This is a genomic window from Mycobacterium paraintracellulare (genome assembly GCF_000276825.1).
Classification (GTDB): Bacteria; Actinomycetota; Actinomycetes; order Mycobacteriales; family Mycobacteriaceae; genus Mycobacterium; species Mycobacterium intracellulare.
On the sequence record NC_016948.1, the window covers coordinates 4,016,413 to 4,041,506 of the forward strand.

General features: G+C 68.2%; 21 protein-coding genes. 7 read left to right on the top strand and 14 right to left on the bottom strand.

Annotation, left to right across the window (positions count from 1 at the left end):
* The first annotated feature begins 8 nt into the window (after positions 1 to 8).
* Both OCQ_RS18425 and OCQ_RS18430 read left to right on the top strand, forming a co-directional pair.
* Positions 9 to 1,325 carry an MFS transporter gene (locus tag OCQ_RS18425; protein WP_009952786.1) on the top strand — a complete coding sequence of 439 codons (1,317 nt, stop codon included), beginning with the start codon at positions 9 to 11 and terminating at the stop codon, positions 1,323 to 1,325.
* Positions 1,326 to 1,328: 3 nt separating this feature from the next.
* Positions 1,329 to 2,519 (top strand): MFS transporter, encoded by a 1,191-nt coding sequence (locus tag OCQ_RS18430; RefSeq protein WP_014385483.1) that lies wholly within the window; start codon positions 1,329 to 1,331, stop codon positions 2,517 to 2,519.
* Here the strand turns inward: OCQ_RS18430 and OCQ_RS18435 are convergent.
* Positions 2,516 to 3,526 carry a 3-isopropylmalate dehydrogenase gene (locus OCQ_RS18435; RefSeq protein ID WP_009952789.1) on the bottom strand — a complete coding sequence of 337 codons (1,011 nt, stop codon included), beginning with the start codon at positions 3,524 to 3,526 and terminating at the stop codon, positions 2,516 to 2,518. The two genes, OCQ_RS18430 and OCQ_RS18435, sit on opposite strands and share 4 nt — an antisense overlap.
* Positions 3,527 to 3,587: 61 nt before the next feature.
* Positions 3,588 to 5,174, bottom strand: a complete 1,587-nt coding sequence (gene serA / locus OCQ_RS18440; RefSeq protein ID WP_009952790.1) for a phosphoglycerate dehydrogenase — start codon at positions 5,172 to 5,174, stop codon at positions 3,588 to 3,590.
* Positions 5,175 to 5,203: 29 nt separating this feature from the next.
* Here serA and OCQ_RS18445 point away from each other — a divergent pair, with 29 nt between their 5' ends.
* Positions 5,204 to 6,631 (top strand): phytoene desaturase family protein, encoded by a 1,428-nt coding sequence (locus OCQ_RS18445; RefSeq protein WP_014380738.1) that lies wholly within the window; start codon positions 5,204 to 5,206, stop codon positions 6,629 to 6,631.
* The gene (gene wrbA / locus OCQ_RS18450; RefSeq protein WP_009952793.1) at positions 6,628 to 7,230 is read left to right on the top strand and encodes an NAD(P)H:quinone oxidoreductase; all 603 of its coding nucleotides are present in this window, start codon (positions 6,628 to 6,630) and stop codon (positions 7,228 to 7,230) included. Before OCQ_RS18445 ends, wrbA begins: the two co-directional genes overlap by 4 nt.
* 89 nt (positions 7,231 to 7,319) lie before the next feature.
* Here the strand turns inward: wrbA and ilvC are convergent, their stop codons facing one another.
* From ilvC to OCQ_RS18465, 3 genes are read right to left on the bottom strand one after another with little or no spacing between them, the layout of a single operon-like run.
* On the bottom strand, positions 7,320 to 8,321 hold the full coding sequence (ilvC, locus tag OCQ_RS18455) for a ketol-acid reductoisomerase (protein ID WP_009952794.1): 1,002 nt from the start codon (positions 8,319 to 8,321) through the stop codon (positions 7,320 to 7,322).
* A 33-nt stretch (positions 8,322 to 8,354) separates the two neighbouring features.
* The gene (gene ilvN, locus OCQ_RS18460) at positions 8,355 to 8,861 is read right to left on the bottom strand and encodes an acetolactate synthase small subunit (RefSeq protein ID WP_008259035.1); all 507 of its coding nucleotides are present in this window, start codon (positions 8,859 to 8,861) and stop codon (positions 8,355 to 8,357) included.
* Complete coding sequence (locus OCQ_RS18465) at positions 8,861 to 10,663, bottom strand: acetolactate synthase large subunit (protein ID WP_225324875.1); 1,803 nt, start codon at positions 10,661 to 10,663, stop codon at positions 8,861 to 8,863. The genes ilvN and OCQ_RS18465 overlap by 1 nt, the downstream gene beginning before the upstream one ends.
* Positions 10,664 to 11,068: 405 nt before the next feature.
* On the opposite strand from OCQ_RS18465, the gene OCQ_RS18470 reads away from it, so the two are divergent.
* Positions 11,069 to 11,425, top strand: a complete 357-nt coding sequence (locus OCQ_RS18470) for a PH domain-containing protein (protein ID WP_008259037.1) — start codon at positions 11,069 to 11,071, stop codon at positions 11,423 to 11,425.
* Positions 11,426 to 11,437: 12 nt separating this feature from the next.
* Here the strand turns inward: OCQ_RS18470 and OCQ_RS18475 are convergent, their stop codons facing one another.
* Positions 11,438 to 12,298 (bottom strand): DoxX family protein, encoded by an 861-nt coding sequence (locus OCQ_RS18475; protein WP_008259038.1) that lies wholly within the window; start codon positions 12,296 to 12,298, stop codon positions 11,438 to 11,440.
* Between the two features lie 253 nt (positions 12,299 to 12,551).
* Here OCQ_RS18475 and OCQ_RS18480 point away from each other — a divergent pair, with 253 nt between their 5' ends.
* Positions 12,552 to 13,682 carry a PQQ-dependent sugar dehydrogenase gene (locus tag OCQ_RS18480; protein ID WP_080552487.1) on the top strand — a complete coding sequence of 377 codons (1,131 nt, stop codon included), beginning with the start codon at positions 12,552 to 12,554 and terminating at the stop codon, positions 13,680 to 13,682.
* A gap of 90 nt (positions 13,683 to 13,772) precedes the next feature.
* Here OCQ_RS18480 and gatB read toward each other — a convergent pair whose 3' ends face one another.
* From gatB to gatC, 5 genes are all read right to left on the bottom strand, one after another.
* On the bottom strand, positions 13,773 to 15,284 hold the full coding sequence (gatB, locus tag OCQ_RS18485) for an Asp-tRNA(Asn)/Glu-tRNA(Gln) amidotransferase subunit GatB (RefSeq protein WP_014385484.1): 1,512 nt from the start codon (positions 15,282 to 15,284) through the stop codon (positions 13,773 to 13,775).
* Positions 15,285 to 15,408: 124 nt separating this feature from the next.
* Positions 15,409 to 16,521 (bottom strand): MinD/ParA family ATP-binding protein, encoded by a 1,113-nt coding sequence (locus OCQ_RS18490; RefSeq protein ID WP_225336823.1) that lies wholly within the window; start codon positions 16,519 to 16,521, stop codon positions 15,409 to 15,411.
* A 58-nt stretch (positions 16,522 to 16,579) separates the two neighbouring features.
* Entirely contained in the window at positions 16,580 to 17,611 is a 1,032-nt protein-coding gene (locus tag OCQ_RS18495) for an ATP-dependent 6-phosphofructokinase (protein ID WP_008259042.1), read from the bottom strand.
* 43 nt (positions 17,612 to 17,654) lie between these two features.
* Positions 17,655 to 19,136 (bottom strand): Asp-tRNA(Asn)/Glu-tRNA(Gln) amidotransferase subunit GatA, encoded by a 1,482-nt coding sequence (gatA, locus tag OCQ_RS18500; RefSeq protein ID WP_014380741.1) that lies wholly within the window; start codon positions 19,134 to 19,136, stop codon positions 17,655 to 17,657.
* Positions 19,133 to 19,432, bottom strand: a complete 300-nt coding sequence (gene gatC / locus OCQ_RS18505) for an Asp-tRNA(Asn)/Glu-tRNA(Gln) amidotransferase subunit GatC (RefSeq protein WP_009952003.1) — start codon at positions 19,430 to 19,432, stop codon at positions 19,133 to 19,135. Before gatC ends, gatA begins: the two co-directional genes overlap by 4 nt.
* A 99-nt stretch (positions 19,433 to 19,531) precedes the next feature.
* On the opposite strand from gatC, the gene OCQ_RS18510 reads away from it, so the two are divergent.
* A complete protein-coding gene (locus OCQ_RS18510) occupies positions 19,532 to 20,188 on the top strand; it encodes an ACT domain-containing protein (RefSeq protein ID WP_085977602.1) in 657 nt (218 codons plus the stop codon).
* Between the two features lie 116 nt (positions 20,189 to 20,304).
* Here the strand turns inward: OCQ_RS18510 and OCQ_RS18515 are convergent, their stop codons facing one another.
* The 3 genes from OCQ_RS18515 to OCQ_RS18525 form a co-directional block, all read right to left on the bottom strand.
* Positions 20,305 to 21,603 carry an HNH endonuclease signature motif containing protein gene (locus tag OCQ_RS18515; protein WP_041785133.1) on the bottom strand — a complete coding sequence of 433 codons (1,299 nt, stop codon included), beginning with the start codon at positions 21,601 to 21,603 and terminating at the stop codon, positions 20,305 to 20,307.
* A gap of 80 nt (positions 21,604 to 21,683) precedes the next feature.
* A complete protein-coding gene (locus tag OCQ_RS18520; protein ID WP_014385487.1) occupies positions 21,684 to 24,584 on the bottom strand; it encodes an MMPL/RND family transporter in 2,901 nt (966 codons plus the stop codon).
* Positions 24,581 to 24,985 carry an MmpS family transport accessory protein gene (locus tag OCQ_RS18525; RefSeq protein ID WP_009954349.1) on the bottom strand — a complete coding sequence of 135 codons (405 nt, stop codon included), beginning with the start codon at positions 24,983 to 24,985 and terminating at the stop codon, positions 24,581 to 24,583. Before OCQ_RS18525 ends, OCQ_RS18520 begins: the two co-directional genes overlap by 4 nt.
* Between the last annotated feature and the right edge of the window lie 109 nt (positions 24,986 to 25,094).

A 25,094-nucleotide genomic window follows, 5' to 3' on the forward strand; every position in this document is an offset into this window, starting at 1 on the left:
CATGGGGAATGCAGACCGACTCGACCGATACGCCCGAAATCGGCGCGGGCGTGCGCTGGTCGATCATGGTCGTTTCGCTGCTGGCGACGGCGAGTTCGTTCCTCTTCATCAACGGCGTCGCATTTTTGATCCCGTCGCTGCGAGTGCGCGGAGTCCGGCTGGACGAAGCCGCCCTGCTTGCCTCGATGCCGAGCTGGGGCATGGTGGTGACGCTGGTGTTGTGGGGCTATGTGCTCGACCGGGTGGGCGAACGGGTGGTGATGGCCACGGGCTCGGCGCTGACCGCGGCGGCGGCCTACGCCGCGGCGTCCGCGCATTCGTTGGTGCTGATGTCGGTGTATCTGTTTCTCGGCGGCATGGCCGCCGCCAGTTGCAACACGGCGGGCGGGCGGCTGGTGTCCGCCTGGTTCCCGCCGCAGCAACGCGGCCTGGCCATGGGCATCCGCCAGACCGCGCAACCCCTGGGAATCGCCTTGGGCGCGATGGTAATTCCCGAGCTCGCCGAACACGGACCGCAGCACGGCCTCAGGTTCGCCGCCCTGGCATGCGCGGTCGGGGCGATAGCGAGCGTGATCGGAATCGTCGACCCGCCCCGGAAACCGCGCGCGAGCGCGAGTCATCAGGAACTCGCCAGTCCCTATCGAAAGTCGTTGACGCTGTGGCGGATTCACGCTGTGGCGGGCCTGATGATGATGCCGCAAACGGTGACGGTGACGTTCATGCTGGTGTGGCTGATCAGGAACCTGCACTGGTCGGTTACGGCCGCGGGCGGGTTGGTCACCCTCTCGCAGCTGTTGGGCGCGCTCGGCCGGGTTGCCGTGGGCCGCCTGTCCGATCGCGTCGGGTCGCGGATGCGTCCCGTGCGCTACATCGCGGCGGTCGCGGTGTTGGCGCTCCTCTTGCTGGCGTGGGCCGACTACATGAATTCGCGGTGGCAGGCGGGGCTCATGGTGGTCATCGCGGTGATCTCCGTGCTCGACAACGGGCTGGAGGCCACTGCCATCACCGAATTCGCCGGCCCGTATTGGAGCGGCCGCGCCCTGGGCATTCAGAACACCACCCAGCGCATGATGGCGGCGGCCGGACCCCCGCTGTTCGGCGCCTTGATCGCGGCCGCGAAATATCCACCGGCGTGGCTCTTGTGCGCCTTGTTCCCGTTGGCGGCGGTGCCGCTGGTGCCGACGCGGTTGCTGCCGCCCGGTTTGGAGACCAGGGCCCGGCGGCAAACCGTCCGTCGCGTTCGTTGGTGGCGTGCCATCCGTTCCCACGCAATGCCGAATAGGCCGGAGCGACGTTTGCCGCAACGATCCGGTGAGAACTATTAATAGGTGCAGACGACATCGACGCGTCGATGGGTGATGCTGGGGACGGGACTGATCGCGACGTTGAGCGCGACGGTCTTCATCAACGGCATCGCCTTTCTGATCCCCGCCCTCAACGACGTACGCGGCATCAATCTGGCCGAGGCGGCGCTGCTCTCGGCGATGCCCAGCTTCGGCATGGTGGTCACGCTGATCGCCTGGGGCTACATACTCGACATCGTCGGCGAGCGGATCGTGCTCACGGCGGGCTTGGCCCTCACCGCGGCGGCGGCGCTCATCGCTGCGGCGGTGCCGGAATCCATGCTGACGGAAGGGATCGCCCTGTTCGGTGGCGGCATGGCCGCGGCGAGCGCCAACACCGCCAGTGGCCGCCTGGTGACGGGGTGGTTCCCGCCGCAGCAGCGCGGCCTGGCGATGGGGATTCGACAGACCGCGCAACCGTTGGGAATCGCGTTGGCCGCCTTGGTACTTCCCGAGCTCGGCGAACGCAACATCTCGGTCGCGCTGTTGTTCCCCGCGGCGGTGTGCGCGGTGTCCGCGGTGCTGTGCGCCGTGTGGGTGCGCGATCCCGCACGCCCCGAACGGTCGACGGCCGACAAGGCCGAATTGGCCAGCCCGTACCGCGGCACGACGGTGCTGTGGCGCATTCACTTCGCGTCGGCGCTGCTCATGGTGCCCCAAACCGTGGTCTTGACGTTCATGCTCGTCTGGTTGATGAAAAACCAGCATTGGTCGATCGCGACGGCCGGCGTCTTGGTGAGCTTCTCGCAGCTGTTGAGCGCGCTGGGACGCATCGCCGTCGGCAGATGGTCCGACCGCCTGGGATCGCGAATGCGCCCGATCCGCATCATCGCGATGGCCGCCGCCGTGGTGATGGTCTTGCTGGCGATCGCGGATCATGCGCACTCCGCGATGGCGGTGACGCTGATGGTCGCCGCGTCGGTGATCACCGTGCTCGACAACGGTTTGGCGTTCACCGCCATTCCGGAAGTGGCCGGCCGATTTTGGAGCGGGCGCGCCATGGGCGCGCAGAACACCACTCAGCGACTCACCGCGGCGGTCGGGCCCCCGGTTTTCGGCGAGATGATCGACGCGACCGGATACCCGCTGGCCTTCGCGGTGTGCGCGTTGTTTCCGTTGCTGGCCCTGCCGGTGGTGCCGTCGGAGGCGCGCTCGCGCGCGGCCGCCCGCGACTAGAGCCCGGCGGCGATCCGTTCGCCGACTTCGCGGGTGGCGAGCCGTTCGCTCCCGCGCGTTGCCAGGTGGCGCTCGACGGCCCGGTCCACCCGGGCGGCGGCGTCGTCCTCGCCGAGATGGGCGAGCAGCAACGCCACCGACATGATCGCCGCCGTCGGATCGGCGATGCCCTGCCCGGCGATATCCGGTGCGCTGCCGTGAACGGGCTCGAACATCGAGGGGTTGGTCCGCGTGGCGTCGATGTTTCCGCTGGCGGCCAAGCCAATTCCGCCACACACCGCCGCCGACAGGTCGGTGATGATGTCGCCGAACAGGTTGTCGGTGACGATCACGTCGAACCGACCGGGATCGGTCACCATGAAGATGGTGGCCGCGTCGATGTGCTGATACGCCACCTCGACGTCGGGATAGTCCCGGCCGACCTCGGCCACGATGCGCGACCACAACCTTCCGGCGAAGGTCAGCACGTTGGTTTTGTGCACCAGGGTCAAGTGCTTTCGGCGTCGCTGAGCCCGCTCGAACGCGTCGGCCACCACGCGTCGCACGCCGAAAGCCGTGTTCTGGCTGACCTCGGTGGCGACCTCGTTGGGCGTTCCGACGCGGATGGCGCCGCCGGTGCCGGTGTAGGGACCTTCGGTCCCCTCGCGCACCACCACGAAGTCGATGTCGGGGTTGCCGGCCAGTGGGCTGTTCACACCCGGGTACAGCCGCCCGGGCCGCAAGTTGATGTGATGATCCAGCTCGAAACGCAAGCGCAGCAACAAACCTCGCTCCAGCACGCCGCTGGGCACCGACGGGTCACCGATGGCGCCGAGCAGGATGGCGTCATGCGCGCGCAGCTCGTCGACCGCCGAGTCCGGCAGAAGCTCACCCGTGGCGTGGTAACGCCGCGCCCCCAGGTCGTAGCTGGTCTTCTCCACGCCGGGCAGCACCGCGTCCAGGACCTTGACGGCCTCGGCCACAACTTCGGGCCCGATACCGTCGCCCTCGATCACCGCCAGCTTCATGGGCGCCGCTCCTCCTCATTGGCGCCGCTCATGCGGCGCGTGGTCGGGTCGCCGGCGCGCCTCATGAAAGATCAACCACCTCAAGCTTGTTCGCGCCGACGGCCGCACCGATCTCCGCCCGCACGTCGCCCGGCACGTCCCGATCCAGGCGCAACAGGATCGTCGCTCCCGGACCTTCGGCGTCCTCGGACAGTTGCGCGGCCTGGATGTTCACCCCGGCCGAGCCCAGCAGGGTACCGATCTTGCCCAGCGCACCGGGCTGGTCGACGTAGTTGATCACCAGGTTGATGCCGCGGGCGCGCAGGTCGAAGTTGCGGCCGTTGATTTGCACGATCTTTTCCACCAGCTGCGGCCCGGACAGGGTGCCGGCGACGTTGACCGCGCTGCCGTCGTGCGCGACCGCGCGCACGTCGACCACGCTGCGGTGGTTCGGGCTCTCCGACGCCGTGCCGATTTCGGCGGTGATGCCGCGTTCCTCGGCCAGCGCCGGAGCGTTGACGAACGTCACCGGACCCTCGACGACGGCCGAGAACAACCCCCGCAGAGCCGAAAGTTTCAGCACCTCAACGTCTTCGGATGCGAGCTCGCCGCGCACCTGCACCGACAACGACACCGGCGGACCGTCGGAAAGGGTGGCCGCCAGCACGCCGAGCTTGCGCACCAGGTCCAGCCACGGCGCCACCTCTTCGTTGACCACCCCGCCGCCGACGTTGACGGCGTCGGGAACGAATTCCCCGGCCAGCGCGAGCTTCACGCTCGCCGCGACGTCGGTGCCGGCCCGATCCTGGGCCTCCTCAGTCGAGGCCCCCAGATGGGGTGTGACCACCACCTGCGGCAGCTCGAACAGCGGACTGTCGGTGCACGGCTCCTTGGAGAACACGTCAAGGCCGGCCGCGCGCACGTGGCCACTGCGGACCGCGTCGGCCAGCGCCGCCTCGTCGACCAGGCCGCCGCGGGCGGCGTTGACGATGACCACGCCCGGCTTGGTTTTCGCCAACGCGTCCTTGCCGATCAGTCCGGCCGTTTCGGGCGTCTTGGGCAGGTGCACCGAGATGAAGTCGGCGCGGGCCAGCAGTTCGTCGAGCGTCAACAGCTCGATGCCCAGCTGCGCGGCGCGGGCCGGCGACACGTAAGGGTCATACGCGATCAGGTGGGTGCCGAAGGCGCTGAGCCGCTGGGCGACCAGCTGCCCGATGCGGCCCAACCCGACGACGCCCACCGTCTTGCCGAAAATCTCGGTGCCCGAGAACGACGACCGCTTCCAGGTGTGCTCGCGCAGCGAGGCGTCGGCCGCCGGGATCTGGCGGGCCGCGGAGAGCAGCAGCGCCAGCGCGTGCTCGGCGGCGCTGTGAATGTTCGACGTCGGCGCGTTGACCACCAGGACACCGCGCTCGGTGGCCGCGTCCACGTCGACGTTGTCCAGGCCGACCCCGGCGCGGGCGACGATCTTCAGCTTGGGGGCCGCCGCGAGCACCTCAGCGTCGACGGTGGTGGCCGAGCGCACCAGCAGCGCGTCGGCCTCAGGCACGGCCGCCAACAGTTTCTCGCGATCGGGCCCGTCTACCCAGCGCACCTCGACCTGGTCGCCCAGGGCCGCGACGGTTGATTCAGCGAGCTTGTCGGCAATGAGTACAACAGGCAAATTCACCCGGCCAGCCTATCGGCTGTAATTGACGGGTGGACGTCACCATCGTCGGCAGCGGACCCAACGGGTTGACCGCCGCCGTAATCTGCGCCCGGGCCGGCCTGAAAGTGCAGGTCGTCGAAGCTCAACCGACGTTTGGCGGGGGTGCGCGCACCGCGACCGATCCCGATTCCGCGGGCGTCGTGCACGACATCTGCTCGGCGGTGCACCCGTTGGCGCTGGCATCGCCGTTCTTCATGGAGTTCGACCTGCCCGCGCGCGGCGTGCAATTGGCGGTCCCCGAGATTTCGTACGCCAACCCGTTGCCGGGCCGCCCGGCGGCCATCGCGTACCGCGACCTGGACCGCACCTGCGCCGAATTGGAGGGCGGCGCCTCATTCCGGCGCCTGCTCGGCCCGCTGGTCGAGCGCTCCGACGACGTGGTGGCCCTGCTGCTGGGCGACAAGCGGTCGGTGCCGAACTCCGTGCCGTCGGCGTGGCGGCTCGGGGTGCGGATGCTGGCCCAGGGCACCCCGGCGTGGGGTTCGCTGACCGGCGAGGACGCCCGCGCCCTGTTCACCGGTGTTGCCGCCCATATCATTTCGCGGATGCCGTCGTTGACGGCGGCCGGTGCCGGGATGATGCTGGCCACCCTCGCGCATTCGGTGGGCTGGCCGATTCCGGTGGGGGGCAGCCAGGCGATCACCGACGCACTGATCGCCGACCTGCGCGCTCACGGCGGCGAGCTGACGGCGGGCACGGAGGTCACTTCGCCGCCTGGCGGGGTCGTCGCCTTCGACACGGCGCCGACCGCGCTGCTGCGGATCTACGGCGACTCCCTCCCGAGGCGCTACGCCAAAGCGTTGCGGCGCTACACGTTTGGCCCGGGGGTGGCCAAGGTCGACTTCGTCCTGGCCGACGAGATCCCCTGGGCGGACCCGCGGCTACGAAAGGCCCCCACCCTGCATCTCGGCGGCACCCGGGCCCAGATGGCCCGCGCCGAGGCCGAGATCGCCGCCGGCCGGCACGCGCAATGGCCGATGGTGCTGGCCGCCTCTCCGCACGTCGCCGACCCGGGCCGCATCGACTCGAACGGACGCCGCCCGTTCTGGAGCTATGCCCACGTGCCGTCGGGGTCCACCGTCGATCCGACGGAGGCCGTGACCGCGGTGGTCGAGCGCTTCGCGCCCGGCTTCCGCGACGTCGTGGTGGCCGCACGCGCGGTGCCCGCCGCGCGGCTGTGCGACCACAACGCCAACTATGTGGGCGGCGACATCGGGATGGGCGGCAATTCGGCCTGGCGAGCGATCGCGGGACCGACTCCGCGGCTAAACCCTTGGCGCACACCCATTCCCAAGGTGTACCTGTGTTCGGCGGCCACGCCACCGGGCGGCGGCGTCCACGGCATGGCCGGCTACTACGCCGCGCGCACGCTGTTGCGCCGCGAATTCGGGATCGGCATGCCTAAGCTGGCCCCGTGACCAAACTCGCGATCATCTATTACTCGGCCACCGGACACGGCACCACGATGGCGCAGCGCGTCGCCGCGGCGGCCGAGTCGGCAGGGGCCGATGTCCGCCTGCGCCACGTCGCCGAAACCCAGGATCCCGCCTCGTTCGCCCACAACCCGGCCTGGACGGCGAATTACGAGGCCACCAAGGACCTTCCGGTGGCAACCGGCGACGACATCGTCTGGGCCGACGCGGTGATCTTCGGTTCACCGACGCGGTTCGGCTCTCCCGCAGCGCAATTGCGCGCGTTCCTCGACTCGCTGGGCGGGCTGTGGGCACAGGGCAAGCTCGCCGACAAGGTGTATGCGGGCTTCACGTCGTCCAACACCGTGCACGGCGGTCAGGAAACCACCCTGCTCTCCCTGTACATCACGCTGATGCATTTCGGCGGCATCATCGTGCCGCCGGGCTACACGGATGCGTGCAAGTTCGTCGACGGCAACCCGTACGGGGTCAGCCTGGTCACCACCCACGACAACATCAACGAATTCGACGAGCCCACCGACAAGGCCCTCGAGCACCTGGCCCGCCGGGTGGTCGAGACGGCGGATCGCCTCGCCTCGTCCTGAGCCGCCTCGCCTCTTAGCCCGCCGAACGTGCACTCACGGCGAAAAAATCGACGAAAACTCGCCCTGAGTGCACGCTCGGCGCCGAAAAGCTAAGCCGTCTCGGTGATCGGCCGGTCGACCCAGCTCATCAGGTCGCGCAGCTTCTTGCCGGTGACCTCGATGGGGTGCTCGGCGTTCTCCTTGCGCAGCTGCTCGAGCTGCTTGTTGCCGCCCTCGACGTTGGCGACCAGCTTCTTGACGAAGTCGCCGTTCTGGATGTCGCGCAGGATCTCCCGCATCCGGTCCTTGGTGCCGGCGTCGATGACGCGGGGCCCCGACAGATACCCGCCGAATTCCGCGGTGTCGGACACCGAGTAGTTCATCCGGGCGATGCCGCCCTCATACATCAGGTCGACGATCAGCTTGAGCTCGTGCAGCACCTCGAAGTACGCCATCTCCGGCGGGTAGCCCGCCTCGACCATCACGTCGAAACCGGTCTTCACCAATTCCTCTGTGCCACCGCACAAGACGGCCTGCTCACCGAAGAGGTCGGTCTCTGTCTCGTCCTTGAAGGTGGTCTTGATGACGCCGGCGCGGGTACCGCCGATGGCCTTGGCGTAGGACAAGGCGAGCGCCTCACCCTTGCCGGACGGGTCCTGGTCGACCGCGATCAGGCAGGGCACACCCTTGCCGTCGACGAACTGCCGGCGCACCAAATGACCGGGCCCCTTGGGCGCGACCATGGCGATGGTGACGTCGGCGGGCGGCTTGATCAGGTCGAAGTGGATGTTGAGGCCGTGACCGAAAAACAACGCGTCACCGGGCTTCAGGTTCGGCTCGATGTCATTTTTGAAGATGTCGGCCTGCGCGGTGTCGGGCGCCAGCAGCATGATCACGTCGGCCCACTTGGCGACCTCGGCGGGGGTGTCGACGTCCAGGCCCTGCTCGGAAACCTTGGGCCGCGACTTCGAACCCTCCTTCAGGCCCACCTTCACCTGCACGCCGGAGTCGCGCAGGCTCAGCGAGTGCGCGTGCCCTTGGCTGCCGTATCCGATGACCCCGACCTTGCGACCCTGAATGATGGTCAGGTCCGCATCGTCGTCATAGAACATTTCTAGTGCCACTGTTGAATATCTCCTTGTGTGTTACTTGGCCGTGCCGATTCCGCGTGGACCGCGAGACAACGACACCACTCCCGATTGCACGATTTCACGGATGCCGAACGGTTCCAGGATCCGCAGCAGCGCCTCGATCTTGCCGCGGTCGCCCGTCGCCTCGATCGTCAGCGCCTCCGTGGAAACGTCAATCACCTTGGCGCGGAACAGGTTCACCGCTTCGATCACCTGACTGCGGGTGCCGGCGTCGGCGCGCACCTTGATCATCGCCAATTCCCGCGACACCGAGTTGTCGTCGTCGAGCTCGACAATCTTGATGACGTTGATCAGCTTGTTGAGCTGCTTGGTGATCTGTTCGAGCGGGGTCTCCTCGGCGGAGACCACGATCGTCATCCGGGACATGTCCTTCTGCTCGGTCGCGCCGACCGCCAGGGACTCGATGTTGAAGCCGCGCCGCGAGAACAGCGCGGCCACGCGGGCGAGGACACCGGGTTTGTCTTCGACCAGCACCGACAGAGTGTGGGTTTGCGGACTCATCAGGCGTGCCCTTCACTCTCGTCGTCGAACAGCGGGCGGATCCCGCGGGCCGCCTGGATCTCGTCATTGCTGGTGCCGGCGGCGACCATCGGCCACACCTGCGCGTCCGCGCCGACGATGAAGTCGATCACGACCGGTCGGTCGTTGATCGCCCGCGCCTGCTCGATCACGTCGGCGACGTCTTCCTCACGCTCGCAACGCAACCCGACGCAGCCCAGCGCCTCCGCCAGCTTCACGAAGTCCGGGATGCGGTGCGAATGCGTGGCCAGATCCGTTTGCGAGTAACGCTCTTCGTAGAACAGCGTCTGCCACTGGCGGACCATGCCCAGGTTGCCGTTGTTGATCAGCGCCACCTTGATCGGCACGCCTTCGATCGCGCAGGTGGCCAGCTCCTGGTTGGTCATCTGGAAACAGCCGTCGCCGTCGATCGCCCAGACCTCGGCGTCCGGGCGGGCCATCTTGGCGCCCATGGCGGCCGGAATGGCGAACCCCATGGTGCCCAGGCCGCCGGAGTTGAGCCAGGTGCGCGGCTTCTCATAGGAGATGAATTGGGCCGCCCACATCTGGTGCTGGCCGACGCCGGCGACGTAAATGGCGTCCGGGCCGGCGATCTGGCCGAGCTTCTCGATGACGTATTCCGGGCCCAGGCTGCCGTCGCTCTGCGGTCCGTAACTCAGCGGATACGTGGACCGAACCCCGTCGAGGTAGGCCCACCACTCGGTCATGTCGATCTTGCCGGGCACCCCGTCGTGGCGGAGCTGCTCGACCAGCTCGGCGATGACGGCCTTGACGTCACCGACGATCGGCACGTCGGCGTGGCGGTTCTTGCCGATCTCGGCCGGGTCGATGTCGGCGTGGATGACCTTGGCTTCGGGCGCGAAGGTGTCCAGCTTCCCGGTCACCCGGTCGTCGAAGCGGGTGCCCAGCGCGATCAGGAGGTCGCTGCGCTGCAGGGCCGCCACCGCGGCGACGGTGCCGTGCATGCCGGGCATGCCCATGTGCTGACGATGGCTGTCCGGGAACGCGCCGCGCGCCATCAGCGTGGTCACCACCGGGATGCCGGTCAGCTCGGCCAGCTCGGCCAGCTGCTCGGTCGCGTCCCCGCGGATGACACCCCCGCCCACGTACAGCACCGGTTTGCGGGCCGCGGCGATCAGCTTGGCGGCCTCGCGGATCTGCCGGTTGTGCGGCTTGACGGTCGGCTTGTATCCGGGCAGATCGATGCGCGGCGGCCAGCTGAACGTGCACTGGCCCTGCAGCACGTCCTTGGGGATGTCGACGAGCACCGCGCCGGGGCGGCCCGAGGAGGCGATGTGGAAGGCCTCGGCGAGCACCTGCGGGATCTCGTTACCGGAGCGGACCAGGAAGTTGTGCTTGGTGATCGGCATCGTGATGCCCGAGATGTCGGCTTCCTGGAAGGCGTCGGTGCCGATCAGCGTGCGCCCCACCTGGCCGGTGACCGCGACGACGGGGATCGAGTCCATCTGGGCGTCGGCCAGCGCGGTGACCAGGTTGGTGGCCCCGGGGCCGGAAGTCGCCATGCAGACACCGACCTTGCCGGTGGCGTGCGCGTAGCCGCTGGCGGCGTGACCCGCGCCCTGTTCGTGGCGGACCAGCACGTGGCGCAGCTTCTTTGAGTCGAACAGCGGGTCATAGACCGGCAGCACCGCGCCGCCGGGGATGCCGAAGATGACGTCGACGTCGAGTTCCTCCAGCGACCGGATCACCGACTGCGCGCCGGTAAGTTGCTCGGGCCCAATGCGTTTCGGCTTGCCGTTGGCAGACTTCGCGGCCGGCTTCACCGCGTCGGTGGCGATGTCGGCGGCGCCCGGTGTGTCGGGGGCGGGCCGCCTGGTGGGAGCGCTCACTGTCGTTCAGTCCTTATTCACTCTGGGAATCTCGCGGGGGCAACAAAAAACCCCCGACAGCTCATCTGCTGCACGAGGGTTGCGCGTTGGTGCTGGATTGCTTCAAATGCTCAAAGGCAAGTCAGGCACCAACGCGCCTAATTACTACGAGCATCCCGGGCTTTCCGGCGGTATCCATAGCGCTCGACGGTAGTCTTCGCACAGCTCAGCAGTCAAATCCGTCACCGTCACCAGCCGGGTTGGGCGCGCGCCGCCGCCTGGCCGCTCGCGGGATCCGCCGGGCGCCCCGGGTGAAATGATGGTCGGGTGGCTACCGGTTCGTCTTCCCGAACACCTCTCGTGATCAAGCTGTCCCCCATCGCGCACCTCGCGGTCGGATTCCTGGCCCTGGGCTTGCTGATCCCGGTGATGCTGTGGCCGCCGTCCGCGCCGCTGTTGATCATTCCGGTGGTGCTGTCGGCGATGATCGTCCGGTTACGCACCGTCGCCGACGACCGCGGTGTCACCGTCCGCACGCTGCTGGGCAGCCAGACGGTGCGCTGGGACGACATCGACGGGCTGCGTTTCCATCGCGGTTCCTGGGCACGGGCGCGCCTCAAGAGCGGCGCCGAGCTGCGATTGCCGGCGGTCAGCTTCTCGACGCTGCCGGAGCTCACCGCGGCCAGCGCGGGGCGGGTTCCCAACCCCTATCAGTGACGGCGGCCCAGCTCAGCCGATCGGGTTCACGCCGTTGAGCGCCACCCACACGCCGATGCCGGCGGCGATGCCGGCCAGCAGGGCGACGAACGACCCGATGAACGGCCGGTGGGCCCAGCCGCGGCGCGCGTCGAGACCGTAGCGGCCGGGTCCGCACAGGATGACCGCGGCGGCCACGGCGATGAGGGTGATCTGGTATTCGTGCCCCTCGGGCAGGAAGTACGAGAAGGTGTGCGTGTGCGGCCGCGCCGAGACGGTGGCCAGCAGGCCGTTGATCAAAAACGCAAGAGCGCCGGCCGCGGCCAGCGGCGTGAACAGGCCCAGCACCAGCAGCACACCGGCCACGAGCTCGCCGCCGGCGCTCACGTAGGCGAGGATGTCGGCGTGCTGGTAGCCGACGTCGGACAGCGAGTTCCTGAACCCGGTCACTCCCGAACCGCCCCACCAGCCGAACAACTTCTGCAGCCCGTGGGCGCCGAGCACCACGCCAAGCCCGACCCGCAACACCAGCAAACCCAGATGCTGGGTTCCGCGCCGCCCGACGTCGTGCAACCGGTCGTCGTGCTCGTCGTCGTCGATGTCGGTGGACTCCGGCGCCGCGTGCCGGGCCGCCGAATGCGGCTGGACGTACGGCAGCGGCTCCTGGTGTTCGAGCAGGTTGTAACCCGAGGCCCCGGAGCCGGCCATCGCCGCGGCGGCGCCGTAGGGGATGACGGTGGTGGTTCCCGTGGACGGGTTGAAGTCACCGGGGTAGCCGACTGGGGTCAGATCGTCTTCGGGGTCGACCAGGCGCGCCGAGGCGGGGCGTCCCGGGGTCGACTCCGGGGATTCGCCGGGCCGCTGCCAATCTGCGTCATTCGGTTGACTGGTCACGGGTGTCAGGGTAAGGGCAGTTGGCCCCGAATTGGGGATTTGAGCGGCGCTTTCGCCAGGCAATCGACGGTTTGCCCGCCAAAAACGCCCGGATCGGTCCGAAATCGGCCTGCGAGCCCGTCTGGAGGGGCCGGAAGGCACGATTCGGGGCCCGTCGGCACCCGGCGGAAAGCGGGATCCGATCGCGGGTTCGGCGGCGGGCGAGCGGGACGCGTGTGGCGGCGGCGGCGGCGGTGTCCGTAGCCTGACGGTCATGCGACTAGGGCGATCGGGGCGGTCGGTGCGGCGCGGGTTCGCCGCGCTGTGTGCCCTCGTGCTGGTGACGAGCGGGTGCGCGCGCTTCAACGACGCGCAATCACAACCGTTCACGACCGCCCCGGAATTGAAGCCGCAGCCGAGCTCGACGCCGCCCCCGCCGCCGCCGCTGCCGCCCACCCCGTTCCCGAAGGCCTGCCCGGCGCCGGGGGTCATGCAGGGCTGCCTGGAGAGCACCAGCGGGCTGATTATGGGGCCCGACAGCAAAACCGCGCTGGTCGCCGAGCGCACCACCGGAGCGGTCAAGGAGATCTCGGTCAGCGCCGAGCCGAAGGTGAAGATGGTCATCCCGGTCGACCCGTCCGGGGATGGCGGGTTGATGGACATCGTGTTGTCGCCCACCTACACCCAAGACCGCCTGATGTACGCCTACGTCAGCACCCCGACCGACAACCGGGTCATTCGCATCGCCGACGGCGACATCCCCAAGGACATCCTGACCGGGATCCCCAAGGGCGCCACCGGCAACACCGGGGCGTTGATCTTCACCAGCCCCACCACGCTGGTCGTGCTGACCGGCGACGCCGGTAACCCGGCGATGGCCGCGGACCCCAATTCGCTGGCCGGCAAGGTGCTGCGCATCGAGCAGCCGACCACCGTCGGTCAGGCCCCGCCCACCACGGCGCTGTCCGGCGTGGGTTCGGGCGGCGGCTTGTGCACCGACCCGGTCGACGGCTCGCTGTATGTCGCCGACCGCACCCCGACCGCGGATCGGTTGCAGCGCATCACCAAAACGTCGGACGTCTCCACGGTGTGGACCTGGCCGGACAAACCCGGCGTGGCCGGTTGCGCGGCGATGGACGGCACCGTGCTGGTGAACCTGATCAACACCAAGCTGACGGTGGCGGTCCGGCTGGCTCCGACGACGGGCGCGGTCACCGGTGAACCCGACGTCGTGCGCAAGGACACGCACGCGCACGCGTGGGCGCTGCGCATGTCACCGGATGGAAACGTCTGGGGCGCAACCGTAAACAAGACGGCGGGCGACGCCGAGAAACTGGACGACGTGGTGTTCCCGCTCTTCCCGCAGGGCGGCGGCTTCCCGCGCAACAACGACGACAAGACGTAGCGCGCGCCGGGTTTGCGCGAAAGTGCAACTGGCGATGCATCTGCCGAGACGCGCCGTCGACAACTGCACTCTCGCGACTTTGGGGTGGGGCTAGCCCTGGCCGCAGGCCGCCAGGACCAGTTCGCGCACCCGGGCGGCGTCGGCCTGCCCGCGGGTGGCCTTCATCACCGCTCCGACGATCACGCCCGCCGCGGCCACCTTGCCGCCCCGGATCTTTTCCGCCACATCGGGATTGGCGGCCAGCGCCTCGTCGACGGCCGCCTGGGTGACCGAGTCGTCGCGCACCAGCGCCAGGCCGCGCGCGGACATGACCTCTTCGGGTTCGCCCTCCCCGGCCAGCACGCCCTCGACGACCTGGCGCGCCAGTTTGGTGGACAGCTTGCCCTCGTCGACCAGCGCCACCACCGCGGCGACCTGGGCCGGCGTGATGGCCAGTTCGTCGAGCGCGACGTTGGCTTCGTTGGCCTTCTGCATCAAGAAGTTCCCCCACCAGGCCCGCGCCTGTTCGCTGGACGCGCCGTGTTCGATGGTGGCGGTGACCAGTTCGATGGCGCCGGCGTTGACCAGGTCGCGCATCACCTCGTCGGAGATCCCCCACTCTTCCTGAATTCGCTTGCGGCTCAACCACGGTAGCTCGGGGATGGTCTGGCGCAGCCGCTCGACGAGCTCGCGGCTGGGCGCCACGGGCTCCAGGTCGGGCTCGGGGAAGTAGCGGTAGTCCTCGGCGGTCTCCTTGACGCGGCCCGGGCTGGTGTAGCCCGCCTCGTGAAAGTGCCGGGTTTCCTGGGTGATCTGGCCGCCGGAGGCCAGGACGGCGGCCTGGCGCTGCATTTCGTAACGCACGGCCACCTCGACGCTTTTCAGCGAGTTGACGTTCTTGGTTTCGGTGCGGGTGCCGAATTCGGCCTGGCCGGTCGGCTTCAGCGACACGTTGGCGTCGCAGCGCATGGAGCCCTGATCCATCCGGACGTCGGATACGTCCAAGGCGCGCAACAGGTCCCGCAGCGCGGTCACGTAGGCCCGGGCGATCTGCGGGGCCCGGTCCCCGGCCCCGACGATGGGCTTGGTGACGATCTCGATCAGTGGTACCCCGGCGCGGTTGTAGTCGATCAGCGACGTCGTCGCGCCGTGAATGCGGCCGGTCTCGCTGCCGATGTGGGTGAGCTTGCCGGTGTCTTCCTCCATGTGCGCGCGCTCGATCTCCACCCGCCAGGTGCTGCCGTCTTCCAGCGGGGCCTCGAGGTAGCCGTTGATGGCGATGGGCTCGTCGTACTGCGAAATCTGGTAGTTCTTCGGCATGTCCGGGTAGAAGTAGTTCTTCCTGGCGAAGCGGCACCAGGGCACGATCTCGCAGTTGAGCGCCAGCCCGATTCGGATGGCCGACTCCACCGCGGTCTGGTTGAGCACCGGCAGCGAGCCGGGCAGCCCGAGGCACACCGGGCACACCTGGGTGTTGGGTTCGGCGCCGAATGCGGTCGTGCAGCCGCAGAACATCTTGGTGACGGTGGACAGCTCGACGTGCACCTCGAGGCCGAGCACCGGATCGAAACGCGCGATGACGTCGTCGTACTCCATCAGGTCGGCGCTGGCGGCAACACTCATGCGCTCGATCCTAGTGGTGATCGCGAGCGCGGCGGAGCCGGGCGAAGCGGGTCACCACCGATCAAGACTAGTGGTGATCGCGAGCGCGGCGGAGCCGGGCGAAGCGGGTCACCACCGATCAAGACTAGTGGTGATCGCGAGCGCGCTCTCCTCCCCTGCCCGGGAACATCCCGGCCAGCACGGCGGCCATCTCGAGGTAGCTGCGCCGGCTCTCCTTGCTCATTCGGTCCAGCGCGATCTTCCTGCCCTCGTGCACGTGCCGGTCGAACGGCAGCACCACGGTGGCGGCGACGCGTGCGGACAGCCGGTCAAGTTCCGTCACGGCCACACCCTCCACCTTGGCCGGCTCGACGTGATTGACCGCGAGCACGGTCGACGCCATCAATCGTTGATACCCGTTGTGGCACAGCCACTCCAGGGTGGTGTGGGTCTTGCGTATCGCGTCGATCGAGGTGCTCGTGACCACCACGAGGGCCCGCGACTCCGGCAGAACAGCCTCCATCACACTGGAATTGAGCGCTTTGACGCAATCGACCAGCACCACCGAATACTGGTTTCTCAGCATCGAGAACGCCCGCAGAACGTCACGGCGCTCCAGGCGCCAGTCGGTGCTTGCGTAGTCCGGCAGCCCGAGCACCTCCAGCCCGAAGCCGTTCATATAGGTCAGCGCCCGGATGTCCTCGTAGCTCGTTGCCGGGCCGCCGCGGAGCAGGTCGGCCATGCTGTGCGGGTTGTGACGGCCGTGGCGCTCGGCCAGGTCCCCCGCGTCGATGTCGAGTGCGAGCACCCGGTCGTTGCGCACCGCGGCGAAAGTCGACCCGAGGGCCTCGACCACCGCGGTCTTGCCCACCCCGCCTTTGAGGTTGAGGACGGCGATCGGAAAAGCACTGCCCACGGTCGCGCGGATGCGCTCCCGCAACTCCGTCTCGTAGGCGGCGTTTTTGCCCGGGCCGAGATCGATCCCGGTGACGCGGTGGATCAACCCTCGCCAGTTGAGCCTGGCGTCGGTCTCGGGGTGGTCGAAGCGATCCAGCGCGGTCTCGCCCAGCACCGGCCCGGGGCGCGGCGGGACCGGCGGACGGCGGCCGGGCCCGCGAGGTTGGGGCACCGTGGTCGCCGACGGGCGGGCGTCGGCGCGCCAGCTGGGCGGGCGCGGGTGGTGGGGTGCCGGGCCCGGTGGGCCCGCCGATCCGACGGAATGCTGAACGACTCCGCGACTCTCACCACGGTTGCTCATACCCCGGTATAGCCGTTATGCACGGGTCCGGAAACCACCGGTTATCTGCCCGGCGGGCCTAGCCGAAGAAGGCCGCGGCGTCGTCGTAGCGGCTGTCGGGCACCAGCTTGAGCTGGCGGACGGCATCGGCCAGCGGCACCCGGCCGATGTCCTGGCCGCGCAGCGACACCATCTGGCCGTATTCGCCGGCATGCGCCGCGTCGGCCGCATTCACGCCGAACCGGGTGGCCAGCACCCGGTCATATGCCGTCGGGGTGCCGCCGCGCTGGACGTGACCCAAGACGGTCACCCGGACGTCCTTGTTGATGCGCTTTTCCACCTCGGCGCCCAGCTGCGCGGCCACACCGGTGAATTTCTCGTGGCCGAACTCGTCAATCCCGCCTTCCCGCAACGCAATCGAGCCGGGTATGGGTTTGGCGCCCTCGGCGACCACGCAGATGAAGTGCGAATCTCCGCGCTGGAAGCGACGTTTGACGAGCCGGCAGACCTCTTCGACGTCGAATGGCTGCTCGGGGATCAGCGTCATGTGCGCGCCGGAAGCCAGGCCCGCGTTCAGCGCAATCCAACCCGCGTGCCGGCCCATCACCTCGACCAGCATCACGCGCTGGTGGGACTCGGCGGTGCTGTGCAACCGGTCGATCGCCTCGGTGGCGACGGTCAACGCGGTGTCGTGGCCGAAAGTCACGTCCGTGCAATCGATGTCGTTGTCGATGGTCTTCGGCACGCCGACCACGGGAACGTTTTCCTCGGAGAGCCAGTGCGCGGCCGTCAGCGTGCCTTCCCCCCCGATCGGGATGAGGACGTCGATCCCGTTGTCGTCGAGGGTCTGCTTGACCTGGTTCAGCCCGGCCCGAAGTTTGTCGGGATTCACGCGCGCGGTCCCCAGCATCGTTCCGCCCTTGGCCAGCAGGCGGTCGTTGCGGTCGTCGTTGTGCAGCTGGACGCGCCGGTTCTCCAGCAACCCGCGCCATCCGTCCTGAAATCCGACCACCGACGAGCCGTACCGGGAGTCGCACGTACGCACCACCGCCCGGATGACGGCGTTGAGCCCGGGGCAGTCGCCGCCTCCGGTGAGCACTCCGATCCGCATAGCCCTATCTTGCCGGGCGGCGGGCTACCGGCGCGAGCAGACGTCAGATCGCGGCCGGCAGCGGCCCGCGCGCCGCTTCGTAGGCGGCCCCGACGCGGTACAGGCGGTCGTCGGCCAGCGCGGGCGCCATGATCTGCAATCCGACGGGCAGGTCGTCGTCCGGCGACAGGCCCGACGGCACCGACATGCCGCAGTGACCGGCCAGGTTCAGTGGCAGCGTGCACAGGTCGAACAGGTACATCGCCAACGGATCGTCGACCTTCTCACCGAGCCCGAACGCGGTGGTCGGCGTCGCCGGTGACACCACGACATCGACCGACCGGTACGCCTCGTCCAGATCGCGGGCGATCAGGGTGCGCACCTTCTGAGCCTGGTTGTAGTAGGCATCGTAGTAGCCGGCCGAGAGCGCGTAGGTGCCGATCATGATGCGCCGCTTGACCTCCGGGCCGAAGCCCGCGGCGCGGGTCAGCGCCATCACCTCCTCGGCGCTGTGGCTGCCGTCGTCGCCGATCCGCAGCCCGTAGCGCATCGCGTCGAAGCGCGCCAGGTTGCTCGACACCTCCGAGGGCAGGATCAGGTAGTAGGCGGACAGCGCGTACTCGAAGTGCGGGCAGTCGACCTCGCTCACCTCGGCGCCCAGCGCGGTCAGCTGCTCGACGGCGGCCTCGAACGAGGTCAGCACCCCGGGCTGATACCCCTCGCCGCGCAGCTGCTTGACCACGCCGACGCGCACGCCCTTGAGGTCACCGGCCGCCCCGGCCCTCGCCGCGCCGACGACGTCGGGCACCGCCGCGTCGACGGATGTCGAGTCGCGGGTGTCGTGCCCCGCGATCACCTGATGCAGCAGCGCCGTGTCCAGCACGGTGCGCGCGCACGGGCCGCCCTGATCCAGCGACGACGCGCACGCCACCAGGCCGTAGCGCGACACCGTGCCGTAGGTCGGCTTGACGCCGACGGTCGCGGTCAGCGCGGCGGGCTGCCGGATGGAGCCGCCGGTATCGGTCCCGATGGCCAGCGGCGCCTGGAACGCGGCAAGCGCCGCCGCGCTGCCGCCACCGGAGCCGCCGGGCACCCGGTCGACGTTCCAGGGGTTGCGGGTGGGCCCGTACGCGGAGTTCTCGGTCGAGCTGCCCATCGCGAACTCGTCCATGTTGGTCTTGCCGAGGATCGGGATGCCGGCGGCGCGCAGCCGCGAGGTGACGGTGGCGTCGTAGGGGGCGCGCCAGCCCTCGAGGATCTTGGATCCGCAGGTGGTGGGCATGTCGACCGTGGTGAAGACGTCCTTGAGCGCCAGCGGCACCCCGGCCAGCGGCGACGGCAGCCGTTCCCCCGCGGCCACCGCCTCGTCGACGACGGCGGCCGCGCCGAGCGCCTCGTCGGCCGCCACGTGCAGGAAGGCGTGGTAGCGATCGTCGGTGGCTTCGATCTGGTCCAGACACGCCTGGGTGACCTCGACCGACGACAGTTCCTTGGCGGCGATCCGGGCTGCCAGCGTGGCGGCGTCGGACCGGATGATCTCGTTCACTCGCTGTCTCCCAGGATCTGCGGGACCGCGAAGCGGCCGTCGACGGCCGACGGCGCCTCGGCCAGCGCTTCGGCCTGGGTCAGGCAGGGCGCCGGCTCGTCCGGGCGGGTGACGTTGACGTCCTTGAGCGGGTTGTCCGTCGCTTCGACACCGGTGACGTCGACCGCCTGTACCTGGCTGACGTGCGTCAGGATGGCGTCGAGTTGGCCGGCGAAGCTGTCGAGCTCGCTGTCGGTCAACGCCAGCCGGGACAGCCGGGCCAGGTGCGCTACCTCGTCGCGGGAGATCTGGGACACGATCCGAAAGCCTAGCCGCGGGCCCGCTGCCGGCGGAGGGGGCCCGAGCCGGCTCGAGCCGAAATGCCGCCGACACATCGCTGTGCAACAGTGTTGGCCGTGCCCTCCTATCTGTTGCGCATCGAGCTCGTCGACCGTCCGGGAAGCCTGGGGTCGCTGGCGGTCGCGCTCGGTTCGGTGGGCGCCGACATCTTGTCGCTCGACGTCGTGGAGCGGAGCTCGGGGTACGCGATCGACGACCTGGTCATCGAGCTGCCGCCGGGGGCGATGCCGGACTCGCTGATCACCGCCGCCGAATCACTGTCCGGGGTCCGGGTGGACAGTGTGCGCCCGCACACCGGTCTGCTGGAGGCGCACCGCGAGCTCGAGCTGCTCGACCACATTGCCGCGGCCGGCGACACGGCGTCCAGGCTGCAGGTGCTGGCCAACGAGGCGCCCAGGGTGCTGCGCGTCAGCTGGTGCACGGTGTTGCGCAGTGCCGGCGGCGAGCTGCAGCGCCTCGCCGGCAGTCGCGGCGCCCCCGAAACCAAGGCGGACACGGCCCCGTGGCTGCCCCTCGAGCGGGCCGTGCCGCTGGACAGCAGCGCCGACTGGGTGCCCAAGGCATGGCGCGACATGGACATGACGATGGTCGCGGCCCCGCTGGGAGACCCGCACACCGCCGTGGTGCTCGGCCGGCCGGGCCCCGAATTCCGGCCGTCCGAGGTCGCCCGGTTGGGCTACCTCGCCGGGATCGTCGCCACCATGCTGCGCTGATCGGCCGCAACCCCGTCGAAGCCTAGGCCTTGGGGTTCCGGGCGGGCGGCGGTGCGAGTGTGGTAGGAATGAATTCCGTTATGCACCAACGTGTTTGATCGCCAGCACTGACCGGGCTAGTTGTTTGTCGGTGGTGGTTGGGGTTGGAAGGGGTCATACCACCACCAGTCGGCCCGCTCGCCGGTAGGTCCCGGACACGGTGGCACCGCGGGCGGGGGCCCAGTGGGTGGACGCGCCAACGATCCCGGGCTCAGTACCCGGCCGGCCTCGTCGGTCACGGTCAGGGCGTCGGCGGGTCCGGTGAGGGTGATAACGCCCCGGTGATGCAACCGGTGGTGATACGGGCAGACCAGCACCAGGTTGGCCAACTCCGTGGGGCCACCGTCTTCCCAATGCCACAGGTGATGCGCGTGCAGGCCACGGCTGGCCCCACAACCGGGCACCACACACGAGCGGTCGCGGTACTCCAGCGCGCGGCGCAGCCGCCGATTGATCACCCGCGTGGTCCGGCCGGCACCGATGACCTCACCCTCGCGTTCAAACCACACCTCACAGGTGGCATCACAGGTCAACAAGCGGCGCTCGGCATCCGAGAGCAGCGGACCCAAATGCAGCCCCGCCACGCGGCGCCCCACATCGAGGTGGGCCACCACCGTGGTGTGCTGCCCATGGGGGCGGCGGGCGGCCTCGGCGTCCCAACCCGCCTCGACCAGCCGCATCAACGCATCGACCGTACTCGGCAACGGGGGCCGCTGATCGGATGAACCCGCGCCGTTTGCCTGATCGTGTTTCCACTCGGCGATCAGCGCCTCACGATGAGACGCCAAAGCGGCGTCGAACTTCGCGGCATCCAAGTGGCCCAGCATGATCCGATAACAGGCGCCCCACTCAATGGCGGTCGTAGTGATCGAACGCTCCGGCTCGATCTCGGGCCGAGGTTCGGACTCGGACTCGGACTCTGACTCTGACTCGGACCGAGGTTCAGGCTCGGGTCGCGGTTCCAGCTTCACCGCGGTACGCAACTGACTGACCGTCGCCACCGCGGCCAGCTCCGCGTAATGCTCATCAGACCCCTCACCCGCGCGCGCCGCGATCACCCCGACCTGATCGGCCGACAGCCGACCCTCCCGCAGGCCGGCGGTGCAGCGCGGAAACTCCTCGAGCCGGGCCGCGATCGCGGCCAGCGTGTGCGCGTTGGCCGACGAACACCCCAGCTTCCAGGCCACCAACGCCGGCACCGAGCGCGCCCCGGTCACACCACACAACCCGTCACGATCAATCTCGGCCACGATCTCCACAACGCGCCCATCAATCGCATTGCGCTGACCCGCCAACTCCGCCAACTCCCCAAACAACACCTCAAGACGGTCACTCGCAGTGACCACCACAGCCTCAGCGGATGCGATCGACGACATGCTGTCATCATCACAGCCACCACCGACAAGTTCGGGCCAAGTCATGTCGCGCTAGGAGGGCGCGACCCGGCGCAACCAGATCAGCGGGCACCCGACGACATCGCCACCGGGTCGTCGTCCTCCCACAGCAGCAGCTGACGAACCGCCGGGCGCGAGCCGTAGGGGCGCAGCATGGTGCTGGCGGGTCGTGGCCGCACCCGCTGCGGCCACCAGAACCAGCGCCCGAGAAGCCTTGCGACAGAAGGCGTCATGAACGACCGCACGATCAGCGTGTCGAACAGCAGGCCGAGTCCGATGGTCGTGCCGATCTGGCCGAGGACCTGGAAACCGCTGAAGACGAACGCACACATGGTGACGGCGAACACGACGCCGGCCGAGGTGACCACCGAGCCCGAGCCGGCCATCGCCCGGATGATGCCGGTATTGATACCCGCACGGATCTCTTCCTTGAATCGCGAGATCAATAGCAGGTTGTAGTCGGACCCGACGGCGAGCAGCAGGATCACGGCCAGCGCCAGCACCACCCAATAGAGCTGGATGCCGAAGATGTACTGCCACACCAGAACCGATAGCCCGAACGAGGCGCCCAGCGACAGGGCCACGGTACCCACGATGACGAGCGCGGCGATCAGGCTGCGCGTGATGATCATCATGATCAGCAGGATGAGGCTCAGCGCCGCGAAGGCCACGATCATCAGGTCGTACTTGGCACCGTCCTGGATGTCCTTGTACGTCGCGGCGGTGCCGCCGAGATAGATCTGCGCGCCGGCCATCGGCGTGCCCTTCAGGGCCTCGTGCGCGGCCTTGGCCATCGGATCGATGTGCGAAATGCCTTCCGGCGTAGCGGGATCGCCCTCATGGGTGACGATCATGCGGGCGGCCTTGCCGTCCGGTGACAGGAACAGCTTCAGCCCGCGTTTGAAGTCGGGATTGTTGAACACCTCGGGCGGCAGGTAGAAGGTGTCGTCGTTCTTGGCCGCGTCGAAGGCTCGCCCCAGTGCCGTCGCGTTGTCGATCGCCGCGGCGGTCTGCGCGTAAATGCCCGACAGCGTCGCGTAATTGGCCAAGGTCAGATCGCGATTGGTCTGCTGGCTCTCGATCTGCGGCGGGATCAGCGCCGTCAGTTTCGGTTGCAACGCGTCAAGCTTGTCGAGGGAAGCGGTGAGGTTTTCGAACTTCTCGGTGAGCTGGTCGATGCCGTCGATCGCATCGAAGAGAGAGCGGAACGCGAAGCAGGCGGGAATGTCGTAACAATGCTTTTCCCAATAGAAATAGCTGCGCACCGGCCGGAAGAAATCGTCGAAATTCGCGATCTTGTCGCGCAGGTCCCGGATCGTGCCGAGCGTGTCGCGGAAACTTTCGGTTTCCTCGTGGGTGGTGCCGGCGAGCTGCTGCTGCAATACGTACTGCTGCTTCAAGATGTTGATGGTCTTGGTCAGCTCATTGGCCTGCTTGAGGGCGTCGTCGGCCCGATCGCGTTGGTAGGTCAGGTTTTGCTGTTGCGCCGCACTTTGATTGCTGACCACGAAGGCAAGCGAGCTGTGGACCAGCGGGGTTCCCAACGGCCTGGTGATGGACTGCACCTGGGCGATGCCGGGAACGTGGAACACCGCCTTGGCCACCTTGTCCAGGATGAGCATGCTCTCCGGATTACGCATGTCGTGATCCGTTTCGACCATCAGCAATTCGGGCTCGAGCCGGGCCCGCGAGAAGTGCTTCTCGGCGGCCGTGTAACCGATGTTGGCCGGTGCGCTCGCGGGCATGTATGGCCGGGTGTCGTAACTCGTCTTGTATCCGGGCAGGGCGAGCAGACCGACCAGCGCCAGCGCACACGCCGACGCCAAAACCGCGCCGGGCCAACGGACGATGGCGGTGCCGATGCGCCGCCAACCTCGCGTCCGGATCGCCCGCTTGGGGTCGAAGATCCCCACCTTGGCGCCCAAAGTGAGGATGGCCGGCCCCAGGGTGAGCGCGGCGAACAGCGCGACGAGAATGCCCAATGCCGCCGGCACACCCAGACTTTGGAAGTAGGGCAGCCGGGTGAAGCTCAGGCAGGCCACCGCACCCGCAACGGTGAGACCCGACCCCAGAACGATGTGCGTGGTGCCGTGATACATCGTGTAGAACGCGGTTTCGCGATCCTCACCGGATCCGCGCGCTTCTTGATAGCGGCCGACGAAAAATATCGCGTAGTCGGTTCCCGCGGCGATCACCAGAAGCGTCAGCAGATTCGTCGCATAGGTCGACAGCCCGATGACTCCCGCGTTGCCGAGGAACGCGACAAGGCCTCGGGCGGCTGACATTTCGATCAGGACCGTGGCGAGCACCAGCAACGTGGTGAGCACCGAGCGGTAGACGAAGAACAACATCACCGCGATCACCCCCACCGTGATCCCGGTGACCTTGGCGGTCCCCTTGCTCCCGACGTCGAACTGATCGGAGATCAGCGGCGCCGCGCCGGTCACATAGGTCTTGACGCCGGGGGGCGGCTTCATGTGTTCGACGATGTCGCGGATGGCGCCGACGCCCTCGTTGGCCAGCGCCGAGCCCTGATTGCCGGCGAGGTTGACCTGAACGTAGGCGGCCTTGCCGTCGCTGCTCTGCGATCCCGCCGCGGTGAGCGTGTCGCCCCAGTAATCCTGGACGTGCTGGACGTGTTTCTTGTCCCGCTCGATCTTTCGGATCATCTCGTCGTAAAAGCGGTGGGCGTCCGCGCCGAGCGGCTTGTCACCTTCCAGCACGATCATGGCCGAGCTGTCGGTGTCGAACTCGTGGAATTTTTCACCGATGCGCTTGATCGCCTTGAGCGACGGGGCGTCGGGCGAGTTCAGCGCCACATTATGGGTTTTCCCAACGTCTTCCAGTTGCGGCACCGCGATGTTGGTGAGGGCGGCGAGCCCCACCCAGAACAGCAGGATCGGCAGCGCGAGCCGGCGAATGGTGCGCGGCACAAAGGACCGCGGCTGTTGTTCGTTGCTCATCCAGATTTGTCCAGACAGAAGGTGTAGGCGTCGACTTTGTGAACCGTGCGTTGGTCTTTCACTTCACCGTTGACGGTGATGCGGCAGCCGAGGGTGTCCCCGTTGCCCTGCGCGACGACGTTGCCGATGACCGCGGGCTCCGTGGTGGTGATGGTGAACGACCATGGCAGGGGCGCGTCCTTGACTTGCTGCGGCTGGGCGTTGACGTCCAGGTAGTTGATGGTGGCCACCGCGCCCGGGGCGCCGAAAACCTCGAGGACCACCTGCTTGGGGTTGAACGGGACGATCTCGGCCGCCAGGCCGCTGTTGGCCGTCGTGTTGTCGTGCGAGCCGAAGATGCCGTGCAGCCGATAGATCCCGAACCCCGCGAGCGCGACGACGAGCACGCTGACGATCACCATCCACCCCCGCCTCACCAGGGGTGCTAACGAAAAGCCTTTCACCCGTTAGCCTTTCGAAAATCGGGTGACAGGGACGCGCCCGATGCGAGCGCGGCTGCCAACGTCGTCA

What these genes read in the sequence shown, in the direction of transcription:
- OCQ_RS18520 (WP_014385487.1), bottom strand. Translation starts at nt 24,584, where the DNA reads ATGAGCAACGAACAACAGCCGCGGTCCTTTGTGCCGCGCACCATTCGC.
- OCQ_RS18480 (WP_080552487.1), top strand. Translation starts at nt 12,552, where the DNA reads ATGCGACTAGGGCGATCGGGGCGGTCGGTGCGGCGCGGGTTCGCCGCG.
- OCQ_RS18495 (WP_008259042.1), bottom strand. Translation starts at nt 17,611, where the DNA reads ATGCGGATCGGAGTGCTCACCGGAGGCGGCGACTGCCCCGGGCTCAAC.
- gatB (WP_014385484.1), bottom strand. Translation starts at nt 15,284, where the DNA reads ATGAGTGTTGCCGCCAGCGCCGACCTGATGGAGTACGACGACGTCATC.
- ilvC (WP_009952794.1), bottom strand. Translation starts at nt 8,321, where the DNA reads ATGTTCTATGACGACGATGCGGACCTGACCATCATTCAGGGTCGCAAG.
- OCQ_RS18515 (WP_041785133.1), bottom strand. Translation starts at nt 21,603, where the DNA reads ATGTCGTCGATCGCATCCGCTGAGGCTGTGGTGGTCACTGCGAGTGAC.
- OCQ_RS18525 (WP_009954349.1), bottom strand. Translation starts at nt 24,985, where the DNA reads ATGGTGATCGTCAGCGTGCTCGTCGTCGCGCTCGCGGGGTTCGGGATC.
- OCQ_RS18435 (WP_009952789.1), bottom strand. Translation starts at nt 3,526, where the DNA reads ATGAAGCTGGCGGTGATCGAGGGCGACGGTATCGGGCCCGAAGTTGTG.
- OCQ_RS18490 (WP_225336823.1), bottom strand. Translation starts at nt 16,521, where the DNA reads ATGAGCAACCGTGGTGAGAGTCGCGGAGTCGTTCAGCATTCCGTCGGA.
- ilvN (WP_008259035.1), bottom strand. Translation starts at nt 8,861, where the DNA reads ATGAGTCCGCAAACCCACACTCTGTCGGTGCTGGTCGAAGACAAACCC.
- OCQ_RS18425 (WP_009952786.1), top strand. Translation starts at nt 9, where the DNA reads ATGCAGACCGACTCGACCGATACGCCCGAAATCGGCGCGGGCGTGCGC.